The sequence below is a fragment of the Streptomyces sp. NPDC021224 genome (assembly GCF_044332905.1).
Classification (GTDB): Bacteria; Actinomycetota; Actinomycetes; order Streptomycetales; family Streptomycetaceae; genus Actinacidiphila.
Genome location: NZ_JBIRPW010000003.1, coordinates 270,311 through 282,390, shown reverse-complemented (window position 1 = coordinate 282,390; position 12,080 = coordinate 270,311). Strand labels below are relative to the sequence as shown.

Here is a 12,080-nt window from a genome sequence, read left to right as displayed (position 1 = left end):
CGGCGGGGCCGGGTGTCCTCAGGCCGCCTGCGTGGTGCGGTGCACGAACTCCACCAGGCGGCCGAGGGCGTCCGGGTCGGTGCTGGGGATGACGCCGTGGCCGAGGTTGAAGATGTGGCCGCGGCCCGAAGCGGCCGCGGCGTCCAGCACCTCACGGGCCTTCTCCTCCACGACCTCGGTCGGGGCGAAGAGCACCGCCGGGTCCAGGTTGCCCTGCAGCGCCTTGCCGGGGCCGACGCGGCGCGCGGCCTCGTCCAGCGGCACCCGCCAGTCGACGCCGACGACGTCGGCGCCCGCCTCGCCGAGCAGACCCAGCAGCTCGCCGGTGCCGACGCCGAAGTGGATGCGCGGCACCCCGTAGCCCTCGACGGACGTGAGGACCTTCGCGGACGCGGGCAGCACATGGCGCCGGTAGTCGGCCGGGGACACCGCCCCGGCCCAGGAGTCGAAGAGCTGGACGGCGCTCGCGCCCGCCTCGACCTGGACCTTCAGGAAGGTCGCGGTGATGTCGGCGAGCCGGTCGATCAGGTCGTGCCACAGCTGCGGGTCGCCGTACATGAGCGCCTTGGTGCGCTCGTGGTTGCGCGACGGGCCGCCCTCGACGAGGTAGCTGGCCAGCGTGAAGGGGGCGCCGGTGAAGCCGATCAGCGGGGTCTGCCCCAGTTCGGCGGTGAGCAGGCCGACGGCCTCGGTGACGTAGCCGACGTCGGAGGGTTCGAGGTCGCGCAGCCGCGCCAGGTCCTCGCGGCCGCGGAAGGGGTCGGCGACGACCGGGCCGACGCCCGGCTTGATGTCCAGGTCCAGGCCGATCGCCTTGAGCGGCACCATGATGTCGCTGAAGTAGATCGCCGCGTCCACCTTGTGCCGCCGGACCGGCTGGAGGGTGATCTCCGCGATCAGGTCGGGCCGCATGCACGACTCGAGCATCGAGACGCCCTCGCGCGCCTTGTGGTACTCGGGCAGCGACCTGCCCGCCTGGCGCATGAACCACACCGGGGTGTACGGCACCGGCTCGTTGCGGCAGGCGCGGATGAACGGGGAGGCAGCGGTCTGCTGATGCGTGCTCACACCCCGCATCCTCCCACGCCGCGCGGAGAGACCGGTTACGGGGCCTCGGGTGTTGTTGCGCACGCGGACCCCGCACGCGCCCTAGTCTTCCGGGCATGGCTGCGGTGCATGGACAGGTCGGCGAGGTCGGCGAGGACAGCGGGGTCCCCTTTCCTTTTCGGCACGCGGTGGACGCGTTGCGGGGGGCCCGGGTGCGGCCGCAGGTGCGGATCGAGGAGGTGACCGCGCCGCGGCGGCTCGCCGCGTACGCGTACGCGCTGGAGGCGACGGTGCTCGCGGACGCGGACGGGGAGGAGCTGGCCGACGGGCGGGTGGTGCTGCTGCACGAACCGCAGGGCCACGAGGCCTGGTCCGGCACCTTCCGGATGGTCACGCTGGCCCGCGCGGAGCTGGAGCCGGAGATGGCCGGCGACCCGCTGCTGCCGGAGGTCAGCTGGTCGTGGCTGACGGGCGCGCTCGCCGCGCACGGCGCGGGCCACGGCGAGCCGAGCGGTACGGTCTCGCGCGCCTCGTCGCACTTCTTCGGCGGGCTGGGCGACCGCCCCGACGAGACCCGGATCGAGCTGCGCGCCTCGTGGACGCCGCAGGAGCGGCCCGGCGGGCTCATCGACGTCACCGCGCACCTGGCCGCCTGGTGCGACCTGCTGTGCGCGTGCGCGGGCCTGCCGCCGGCCGAGGACACGCCCGTGCGGGGCACCGCGGGCGTCGTGCCGCTCCCCAAGCGCCGCACCTGACACACCCCGCACCCGGAGGCCGCCCGGGGGCTCTCACGGGCTCCTGCGGCCGCCGCCCAGGGCCCCGCCGAGGATGCCTCGGGCGGGCCGTGCGGGGCGGGCAGCTCTGGCGTTCGATCGGCCGTCCGATTTGCCGGAAATAATGTGCAACAAATCGTGATCTTTCCCTAAAGGCCAGGGCACTTGCTGCCGAAGGAAACTGTGACCCTTTCAGTCCCCTTTGCCACAGGAGGCCCGGTGTCCGTTCTTCTCGAGCAGCCCACGAGCCTGGTCGCCTACCGTCCCAGCAAGCCGACGGCCATGGTCGTCGTGGCCGACCCCCGCGTACGCTCCACCGTCACCCGACACCTGTGGGCTCTCGGGGTTCGCGACGTGATCGAGGCCTCGTCGATCGCCGAGGCCCGCCCCCGGGTCGGTAACCCCCGCGACATCTGCGTCGCCGACGTCCACCTGCCCGACGGCTCCGGGCTCACCCTGCTCGCCGAAACCCGCGCCGCGGGCTGGCCCAACGGCCTCGCCCTCTCCGCCGCCGACGACATCGGCGCGGTGCGCAACGCCCTCGCGGGCGGTGTGAAGGGCTACGTGGTGACCGGCACCCGCAACACCCCCGGCTCCCTCGCCGGCCGCCCCGGGCTCGCCCCGCTCGGCGCCACCGCCGCCCGTATGCAGCGCCGACCGCCGGGCGCCGCCGGTCACCCCGGCAACGGCTACCGCGAGCTGTCCGGGCGCGAGGTGGAGGTGCTCAGGCTCGTCGCCGAGGGCCAGTCCAACAAGGCCATCGGCGTCTCGATGGGCCTGTCCGCGCTGACCGTCAAGAGCCACCTCGCGCGGATCGCGCGCAAGCTCGGGACGGGCGACCGCGCGGGGATGGTCGCCGTCGCACTGCGCACCGGCATCATCCACTGAGCCCGGCCGCGCCGCCGCAGGGGGCGTAACGTTCCGCCCCCCGGCCGGCGCGGCCGCGCCGCTTCGTCCCGGGAGTCCGGCGTAACCGGACGAACAGGGCAAGCCCCACCGGCAGGTGCGGCGCAAGGCTACCCTTGACAGGTGACCGACGCCCAAGACACCGCACCCGCTGAAACCGCGGCGGCGCCGGTCCCGCTGCTGGACCCGCGCGAGGGAATCCCGCCGGTGACCGCAGACCCGGAGGCTCTCGCAGAGGTCGTCGCGGCCTTCGCCGCGGGTACGGGTCCGGTCGCCGTCGACGCCGAGCGTGCCTCCGGCTACCGCTACGGGCAGCGGGCCTACCTGGTCCAGCTGCGCCGCACCGGAGCAGGGACCGCGCTGATCGACCCCGTGGGGTGCCCCGACCTGTCCACCCTGGACGCCGCGCTGAGCGGCACGGAGTGGGTGCTGCACGCCGCCACCCAGGACCTGCCGTGCCTCGCGGAGCTGGGCATGCACCCGTCCTCGCTGTTCGACACCGAGCTGGCCGGGCGGCTTGCCGGTTTTCCGCGGGTGGGGCTCGGGGCGATGGTGGAGCAGGTGCTCGGCTACGCCCTGGAGAAGGGCCACTCCGCGGTGGACTGGTCGACCCGCCCGCTGCCCGAGCCGTGGCTGCGGTACGCCGCGCTCGACGTCGAGCTGCTGGTGGACCTGCGGGACGCGCTGGAGCAGGAGCTGCGCGAGCAGGGCAAGCTGGACTGGGCGCTGCAGGAGTTCGCGGCCATCGCCGCGGCACCGCCGCCGCCTCCCCGGGTGGATCCGTGGCGCCGCACGTCGGGCATGCACAAGGTGCGCCGGCGGCGGCAGATCGGCATCGTGCGCGAGCTGTGGCTGGCCCGCGACCGGGCCGCGCGCGAACGCGACATCTCCCCCGGCCGGGTGCTGAGCGACGCCGCGATCGTCACGGCCGCGCTGGAGAATCCGCCGAACGTGCACGCGCTCGCCGCGCTGCCCGGTTTCGGACACCGTATGGGCCGCCGCCAGCTCGACCAGTGGCAGGCCGCGGTGGACCGCGCCCGCGCCCTGCCCGAGCGCGAGCTGCCGCAGCCCACCGCCGCCTACACCGGCCCCCCGCCGCCGCGCGCGTGGGCGGACAAGGACCCGGCCGCGGCCGCCCGGCTGTCGGCGGCCCGCGCAGCGGTGACGGCGATGGCCGACGAGCTGCATCTGCCGCAGGAGAACCTGATCACCCCGGACACCGTCCGCCGGGTGTGCTGGGCCCCGCCCGCCGACCTGACCCCGGAGGCGGTGGCCGCGGCGCTGGCGGATCTGGGCGCCCGTCCCTGGCAGGTCCAGCTCACCACCCCGCTCGTCACCAAGGCCCTCACCGCCCGCCCCGCGGCGGGCCAGTAACCCTTCCGGTGTGACCTACGCCGCTTCGCGGGGTCGCACTGTCCCGTTCGGTTACCCGCGAGTAGCATGTTCCGGGAGGCGAGTGAACACACATAGAGGGAGCTAGTCGTGCCGCGTTCTGCGAGGGACGTCGTCTTCGTCGACGGCGTCCGTACCCCGTTCGGCAAGGCGGGCCCGAAGGGCATCTACCACGAGACCAGGGCCGACGACCTGGTCATCAAGTGCATCCGGGAACTGCTGCGGCGCAACCCGGGCCTGGACCCGGCCCGTATCGACGAGGTCGCGGTCGCCGCGACCACGCAGATCGGCGACCAGGGGCTGACCCTGGGCCGCACCGCCGGCATCCTGGCGGGGCTGCCGACGACGGTGCCCGGCTTCTCGATCGACCGCATGTGCGCGGGCGCCATGACGGCCGTGACGACGACGGCGGGCGGCATCGCGTTCGGCGCCTACGACGTCGTGGTCGCGGGCGGTGTCGAGCACATGGGACGGCATCCGATGGGCGAGGGCGTCGACCCGAACCCGCGCTTCGTGTCGGAGAAGCTGGTCGACGAGTCCGCGCTGTTCATGGGCATGACGGCGGAGAACCTGCACGACCGCTTCCCGGCCCTGACCAAGGCGCGCGCCGACGAGTACGCGGTGCGCAGCCAGGAGAAGGCCGCCAAGGCCTACGCCGACGGCAAGATCCAGCCGGACCTGGTCCCGGTGGCGATCCGCCGCACCACGCCCGAGGGTGGCGAGACCGGCTGGGGCCTGGCCACCGCCGACGAGCCGATGCGTCCGGGCACCACGCTGGAGGGCCTGGCGAACCTCAAGACCCCGTTCCGCCCGCACGGCCGCGTCACGGCGGGCAACTCCTCGGGCCTCAACGACGGCGCGACCGCCTCGCTGCTGGCCGCCGAGGACGTCGCCCGCGAACTGGCGCTGCCGGTGAAGATGCGCCTGGTGTCCTACGCCTTCGCGGGCGTGGAGCCCGAGGTCATGGGCATCGGCCCGATCCCGGCCACCGAGAAGGCACTGGCCCGCGCCGGGCTGACGATCGACGACATCGGCCTCATCGAGGTCAACGAGGCCTACGCCGTGCAGGTCCTGTCGCTGCTGGACCACTACGGCATCGCCGACGACGACGCGCGCGTCAACCCGTACGGCGGCGCCATCGCCTTCGGTCACCCGCTGGCCTCCTCCGGGGTGCGGCTGATGACCCAGCTGGCCCGGGAGTTCGAGGAGCACCCCGAGGTGCGCTTCGGCATCACCACGATGTGCGTGGGCTTCGGCATGGGCGGCACGGTCGTCTGGGAGAATCCGAACTTCGACGGGACCGGGAGCGCCAAGTGAGCACCACCACCGAACTCCTCAAGGGTGCGGCCGAACTCTTCCCCGGCGAGGTCGTCACGACCGCGCACGTACGGCACCTGGAACTGCCCGGCGCCGGGCGCTTCGCGCTGATCACCCTCGACAACGGCCTGGACCACACCAAGCCCACCACCTTCGGCCCGCAGTCGCTGGCCAACCTGGACGCGGCGATCGACCAGGTCGAGAAGGAGGCCGCCGACGGCGCGATCACCGGCGTCGGCATCACCGGCAAGCCGTTCATCTTCGCCGTCGGCGCCGACCTCAAGGGCGTCGAGCTGCTGAGACGGCACGAGGACGCGCTGGCCATCGGCCGCGGCGGCCACGACGTCTTCAAGCGCCTGTCGTCGCTCGCGGTGCCCACCTTCGCGTACTACAACGGCGCGGCCATGGGCGGCGGCGTCGAGGTCGGTCTGCACTGCACCTACCGCACCGTCTCGGCCTCGGTGCCCGCCTTCTCGCTGCCCGAGGTCTTCCTCGGCCTGGTGCCCGGCTGGGGCGGCTGCACCCTGCTGCCGAACCTGATCGGCGCCGACCGCGCGGTCACCGTGATCATCGAGAACTCGCTCAACCAGAACCGGCAGCTCAAGGGCCCGCAGGTGTTCGAGCTGGGCATCGCCGACGCGCTGTTCGAGGCCGCGGACTTCCTGGAGCAGTCGCTCGCCTGGACCGCGTCCGTGCTGCGCGGCGAGATCGAGATCGACCGCCCCGAGGTGGACCGCGGCGAGGCCTGGGACGCCGCGGTGGCCCGCGGCCGCGCCATCGCCGACAGCAAGGTGCACGGCGCCGCCCCGGCGGCCTACCGCGCCCTGGACATCGTCGCGGCGGCCCGCGGCGGCGACCTGCGGCAGGGCTTCGAGGCCGAGGACCGGGCGCTCGCCGACCTCATCATGGGCGGCGAGCTGCGCAGCGGCATCTACGCCTTCAACCTGGTGCAGCGGCGCGCCAAGCGCCCGGCCGGCGCGCCCGACAAGGCGCTGGCCCGCCCGGTGACGAAGGTCGGCGTCGTGGGCGCGGGCCTGATGGCCTCGCAGCTGGCGCTGCTGTTCGTGCGCCGCCTGGAGGTGCCGGTCGTGCTGACCGACATCGACCAGGCCCGTATCGACAAGGGCGTGGCCTATGTGCACGCCGAGATCGACAAGCTGCTCGCCAAGGGCCGGCTGAAACAGGACGCCGCCAACCGCTACAAGGCGCTCGTGACCGGGCACCTGGACAAGGCGGCGGCCTTCGGGGACGCCGACTTCGTCATCGAGGCGGTCTTCGAGGAGATGGGCGTCAAGCAGCAGGTCTTCGCCGAGCTGGAGGCGGTGGTACGCCCGGACACGATCCTGGCGACCAACACCTCCTCGCTGTCGGTGTCGGAGATGGCCGCGAAGCTGGAGCACCCCGAGCGGGTCGTGGGCTTCCACTTCTTCAACCCGGTGGCGATCCTGCCGCTGCTGGAGATCGTCCGCGGCGAGGCCACCGACGACGCGTCGCTCGCGACCGCCTTCGCCGTGGCCAGGAAGCTCAAGAAGACCGCGGTGCTGGTCAAGGACGCGCCCGCCTTCGTGGTGAACCGCATCCTGACCCGCTTCATGGGCGAGATCCAGAACGTCATCGACGAGGGCACCCCGGTCGCGGTGGCCGAGAAGGCCGTCGAGCCGCTGGGCCTGCCGATGTCGCCGCTGGTGCTGCTGGAGCTGGTCGGCCCGGCGATCGGCCTGCACGTCTCGGAGACGCTGCACGCCGCCTTCCCGGACCGCTTCACCGTCTCGCCGAACCTGGCGGCGGTCGTCAAGGCCGGCAAGCGCGGCTTCTACGTCTACGACTCCGGCCGCCCCGAGCTGGACCCGGAGGTCGCCGCGCTGCTGGAGCAGGGTGACCGGGTGCTGACCGAGGCGCAGGTGCGCGAGCGGGTGCTGGACGCGGTGGCCCAGGAGATCGGGCTGATGCTGGCCGAGGGCGTCGTCGCGGAGGCCCAGGACATCGACCTGTGCCTGATCACGGGCGCCGGCTGGCCCTTCCACCTGGGCGGCATCACGCCGTACCTGGACCGTGAGGGCGTCTCGCACCGGGTGAACGGCAAGCCGTTCCTGGCGCCGGGCGTGGCGAGCGTCCCGGCCTGACGGGCGGCATGACGAAGGGGGGCCGGTCCACCGCGGTGGACCGGCCCCCCTTCGTCGTACGCGCGCGGGCGGTCAGTCCGCCTGCGGGGTGGCCGTCGCCAGCGCGGCCTGCTCGGCCACGACCTTGTCGATCTCGGCCTTGACCTGGGAGCGCAGGCCGCCCGGCGTCAGCTGGGTCTTGACGTCCTTGACCGGGGCGCCGTCGATGAGGACCGCGGGCACCGTGCCGTAACCGGAGGCGGCGAAGTCCTGCTGCGCCTTCTTCACCCAGCCGTCGTGGTCACGCTGTTCCACGCAGGGCTCGAAGGTGCCGGCCTTGATCTTGTGGGCCTTGCGGGCCAGCTTCTTCATCAGGCTCTCGCTGGCCAGCGCGTCGTCCTTGGGGTCGGCGGGCTGGACCTTCCACAGCTGCTCGACGAAGGCGCTGAAGCGGCCCTGGTCCTGCGCGCAGGCCGCGGCGTTCGCCGCCACCAGGGCGCCGGTGCCGCCGTACTGCGCGTCGGAGGCGGTGACCAGGTGGTACTCGAAGCGCACCTGCCCGGTGGCCAGCAGCCCCTGTATCGTCGCGCCGTACTCCTCCTGGAAGGCCTTGGACTCGGGGCTGCGCAGGTCCTCGTAGATCGTCACCGTCACCGGCACCGACGGGGCCACCGGGATGTTGAGCTTCGGGCCCTTGGGGGCGGTCGTGCTCGTCGTCGTCGGGACGGGCGTGGTCTGCGGCTGCGCCGCGGCCACCGCACCGGTGGGCTCGGTGACCTTGTCGCCCTTGCCGGCCCGCACGTGGGCGCCGATCAGCGCGGAGACGCCGAAGACCACGATCATGGCCACGATGCCCACCGCGTACGGCCGCAGCCGGGCGACGGGGCCCTTGCGCTTCTTCTTCGGGGCTGCCGAACCGCCCTTGGTACCGGGCCCCTTGGACTCCGTCATTGCTACGCCACCTCGATCATCGGCACTGCCTTCGCGCATTTCTACCATCGGCCGCGGGCCCCCGGGAAACGGGGTTCCCGGGGCCGCGGGAACGCCGCCGCCCGGCCTGCCGGACCGGCGGCCGGGCGGCGGTGGGAGCGGGGGTCAGCCCGCCTCGGGTTCGGCCGGCACGGCCTCGGCGGCCTCGTCGGCGAAGCGCCCGTCGATGGTCGCGACCACGCCCGTGACCTGGCGCGCGATGTCCGGCGCGGTCAGGCCGACCGCGGCCAGCACGTCCTTGCGGGAGCCGTGCTCCAGGAAGCGCTGCGGGATGCCGAAGTCCCGCAGCGGCACGTCGACCTCCGCGTCCCGCAGCGCCTGGGCGACGGCCGAGCCGACGCCGCCGGCCCGCCCGTTGTCCTCGACGGTGACGACGAGCCGGTGCCGGGCCGCGAGCGCGGGCAGCTCGGGGTCGACCGGCTTGACCCAGCGCGGGTCCACCACGGTGCTGGTGATGCCCTGGGCGTCCAGCAGCGTGGCTGCCTCCAGGCACATCGGGGCCAGTGCGCCGACCGACACCAGCAGCACGTCGGGCCGCTCACCGCCGGACGGCTCGCGCAGCACGTCCATGCCGCCGATCCGGCCGACCGCGGGCACCGACGGGCCGACGGCGCCCTTGGAGTAGCGGACCACGGTGGGCGCGTCGCGAACCTCGACGGCCTCCCGCAGCTGCGCCCTGACCTGCTCGGCGTCGCGCGGCGCGGCGATCCGCAGATCCGGGACGACCTGGAGGATCGACATGTCCCACATGCCGTTGTGCGAGGGCCCGTCGCTGCCGGTGACACCCGCGCGGTCCAAGACGAAGGTGACCCCGCACTTGTGCAGGGCCACGTCCATGAGCACCTGGTCGAAGGCGCGGTTGAGGAAGGTCGCGTAGACGGCGAAGACCGGGTGCAGCCCGCCCGTCGCGAGCCCCGCGGCCGAGACGGCGCCGTGCTGCTCGGCGATGCCGACGTCGAAGACCCGCTCGGGGAAGGCCTCGGCGAACTTGGTCAGGCCCACCGGGTGCAGCATCGCCGCGGTGATGGCGACGATGTCGGGGCGCTCCTTGCCGAGCGCGAGCATCTCGTCGCCGAAGACGGACGTCCAGTCGGCGCCGCCCTCGGACAGCGGCAGGCCGGTGTCGGGGTGGATCGGGCCGATGCCGTGGAAGCGGTCGGTGCGGTCCCGCTCGGCCGGGGTGTAGCCGTGGCCCTTCTCGGTGATGCAGTGCACCAGCACGGGCCCGTGGAAGCGCTTGGCGCGCTGCAGGGCGGACTCCACGGCCTCGACGTCGTGGCCGTCGATCGGGCCGAGGTACTTCAGGCCCAGGTCCTCGAACATGCCCTGCGGGGTGATGAAGTCCTTCAGGCCCTTCTTGGCGCCGTGCAGCGTCTCGTAGAGCGGGCGGCCGATGAGCGGGGTGCGCTCCAGCGCGGCCTTGGTGCGGGCGAGGAACTGCTCGTAGCCGTCGGTGGTGCGCAGCGTGGCCAGGTGGTTGGCGAGGCCGCCGATGGTCGGAGAGTACGACCACTCGTTGTCGTTGACGACGATGACGAGCGGCCGGTCCTTGGCGGCGGCGATGTTGTTGAGCGCCTCCCAGGCCATGCCGCCGGTGAGCGCCCCGTCGCCGATGACGGCGACCACGTGGTCGTCGCGGCGCTTGAGCTCGTTGGCCTTGGCCAGCCCGTCCGCCCAGCCCAGCACCGTGGAGGCGTGGCTGTTCTCGATCACGTCGTGCTCGGACTCGGCCCGCGAGGGGTAGCCCGACAGGCCGCCGGTGCTCTTGAGCCGGCTGAAGTCCTTGCGTCCGGTCAGCAGCTTGTGGACGTAGGCCTGGTGCCCGGTGTCGAAGAGGATGCGGTCGCGAGGGGAGTCGAAGACCCGGTGCAGGGCCACGGTCAGCTCGACGACGCCCAGGTTGGGGCCGAGGTGGCCGCCGGTCTTGGAGACCGCGTCGACGAGGAAGGAGCGGATCTCGGCGGACAGCTCCACGAGCTGCTGCGGGCTGAGCCGGTCGAGGTCGCGCGGTCCGTTGATACGGGTCAGCAGTGCCACCCGTTCCTCCTTAGCCTGTCGCTCCCGGCCGATCTGGCCTTCGGAAGAGTCTAATCTTCGGGTTACCGGCGCGTCGGGCGACCCGTGCGATGTCTGTCACGCGCCGTACCGGCAACCGCGCGGCGGCGTGTCGGCGTCCCGCCGCCGCGTCGGCCCCGCGGGCGTGAACGACGGACCGCCGGGCGGTCCTGGGGTCCAGGTCCGCCCGGCGGTCCGGGTGGTGCGTACGGCGCCGTGCGGCCGCGGATCAGGCGCGGCCGGAGCTGCGCTGGGTGCGGCGGGAGATCGAGTCGACGACCACGGCGGCGAGGAGCACCGCGCCGGTGATCATGTCGTTGATCGAGTCGTCCTTGTTCAGCAGGTTCAGGCCCATCTGGATGGACTCGATGACCAGCATGCCCAGCAGCGCCGACCAGACGCTGCCGCGGCCGCCGAAGAGGCTGGTGCCGCCGATGACGGCCGCCGCGATGGCGAGCATCAGCAGGTTGCCGCTGCCGGCCTGGAGCGTCGCGGTGTACTGCTGGGCGGCCAGGAACAGGCCGCCGAGGGCCGCGAAGAAGCCGGAGATCGCGAAGACCGATATACGGACCATCGCCACGTTGATACCGGCGCGGCGGGCGGCCTCGATGCCACCGCCGACCGCGAAGATCTTGCGGCCGTAGGTGGTGCGGCGCAGCACGAAGTCACAGATGACCAGGGCGGCCAGGAAGATGACCAGGGAGTTCGGCACACCGGAGGACTTGTTCAGCACGTAGGCCGACACATAGGCGACGACCGCGAGCGCGCCGGTGCGGAACAGGATCTCGCTGGTGGGCCGGTAGGGCACCGACGCCTTGCGGCGGCGCTGCTGCTCGATGAGCGAGCCGACCAGCAGGGCGCCGACGGCGAGCGTGGCCAGGATGTAGGCACCCGCGATGCTCTGGTTCATGAAGAACGAGCGCTGGCCCAGGGTGTGCAGCAGGCCCTTGTCCTGGATCGTAAGGCTGCCGGTGCTGCGCAGCAGGTACTTCATGACACCGGCCCAGCCGAGGAAGCCGGCCAGGGTGACGACGAACGCCGGGACGCCGATCTTGGCGAAGAAGAAGCCGTGGAAGGCGCCGATGACGATGCCGGTGAGCAGCGTCAGCAGGACCGCGAGCGTCGGGTTGACCCCGTGCTGGACGGTCAGGATGGCGAAGACCGTGGACGCCAGACCGCTGACCGAGCCGACCGCCAGGTCGATCTCGCCGAGCAGCAGCACGAAGACCAGGCCGATCGACAGCATGCCCGTACCGGCCATGAAGAAGCCGATGTTGACCATGTTCTGCGAGCTGAGGAACAGGCTGTTCTGGACCTGGAAGACGGTCCAGATGATGATCAGCGCGACGATCACCGGGAGCGAGCCCAGCTCGCCGCCCTTCAGCTTGCGCTTGAACTCCGTGATGTAGCCCTTGAAGCCCTCTTCCCGGACCAGCAGCCGGGGGTCGACGGTGGCGACCGCCGGCGGCGGCACCTCGTCCACGGGCTTGCTCATCGT

General features: G+C 72.6%; 9 protein-coding genes. 5 read left to right on the top strand and 4 right to left on the bottom strand.

The genetic code is table 11. The features are described 5' to 3' along the window. Positions 1–18: 18 nt before the first annotated feature. Positions 19–1,077 (bottom strand): uroporphyrinogen decarboxylase, encoded by a 1,059-nt coding sequence (gene hemE, locus ACH4PY_RS09715; RefSeq protein WP_398178184.1) that lies wholly within the window; start codon positions 1,075–1,077, stop codon positions 19–21. Between the two features lie 86 nt (positions 1,078–1,163). Here hemE and ACH4PY_RS09710 point away from each other — a divergent pair, with 86 nt between their 5' ends. From ACH4PY_RS09710 to ACH4PY_RS09690, 5 genes are all read left to right on the top strand, one after another. Continuing rightward, entirely contained in the window at positions 1,164–1,802 is a 639-nt protein-coding gene (locus tag ACH4PY_RS09710) for a DUF3000 domain-containing protein (RefSeq protein WP_398178181.1), read from the top strand. A 237-nt stretch (positions 1,803–2,039) separates the two neighbouring features. Beyond that, positions 2,040–2,708, top strand: coding sequence for a LuxR C-terminal-related transcriptional regulator (locus tag ACH4PY_RS09705; RefSeq protein WP_398178178.1), 669 nt, complete (start codon positions 2,040–2,042; stop codon positions 2,706–2,708). 141 nt (positions 2,709–2,849) lie between these two features. Beyond that, entirely contained in the window at positions 2,850–4,100 is a 1,251-nt protein-coding gene (locus tag ACH4PY_RS09700; RefSeq protein WP_398178175.1) for an HRDC domain-containing protein, read from the top strand. Positions 4,101–4,208: 108 nt separating this feature from the next. Then, positions 4,209–5,435, top strand: coding sequence for a thiolase family protein (locus ACH4PY_RS09695; RefSeq protein WP_398178171.1), 1,227 nt, complete (start codon positions 4,209–4,211; stop codon positions 5,433–5,435). Further along, entirely contained in the window at positions 5,432–7,558 is a 2,127-nt protein-coding gene (locus ACH4PY_RS09690) for a 3-hydroxyacyl-CoA dehydrogenase NAD-binding domain-containing protein (protein WP_398178168.1), read from the top strand. The genes ACH4PY_RS09695 and ACH4PY_RS09690 overlap by 4 nt, the downstream gene beginning before the upstream one ends. A gap of 72 nt (positions 7,559–7,630) precedes the next feature. Here ACH4PY_RS09690 and ACH4PY_RS09685 read toward each other — a convergent pair whose 3' ends face one another. The 3 genes from ACH4PY_RS09685 to ACH4PY_RS09675 all read right to left on the bottom strand — a co-directional run bounded on the left by ACH4PY_RS09685 (position 7,631) and on the right by ACH4PY_RS09675 (position 12,077). After that, the gene (locus ACH4PY_RS09685; RefSeq protein WP_398178165.1) at positions 7,631–8,488 is read right to left on the bottom strand and encodes a DsbA family protein; all 858 of its coding nucleotides are present in this window, start codon (positions 8,486–8,488) and stop codon (positions 7,631–7,633) included. A gap of 144 nt (positions 8,489–8,632) precedes the next feature. Then, the gene (gene dxs / locus ACH4PY_RS09680; protein WP_398178162.1) at positions 8,633–10,564 is read right to left on the bottom strand and encodes a 1-deoxy-D-xylulose-5-phosphate synthase; all 1,932 of its coding nucleotides are present in this window, start codon (positions 10,562–10,564) and stop codon (positions 8,633–8,635) included. A 247-nt stretch (positions 10,565–10,811) separates the two neighbouring features. Further along, positions 10,812–12,077: a sugar ABC transporter permease gene (locus ACH4PY_RS09675; RefSeq protein WP_398179284.1), complete on the bottom strand. Its 1,266-nt coding sequence runs from the start codon at positions 12,075–12,077 to the stop codon at positions 10,812–10,814. Positions 12,078–12,080: the final 3 nt, after the last annotated feature.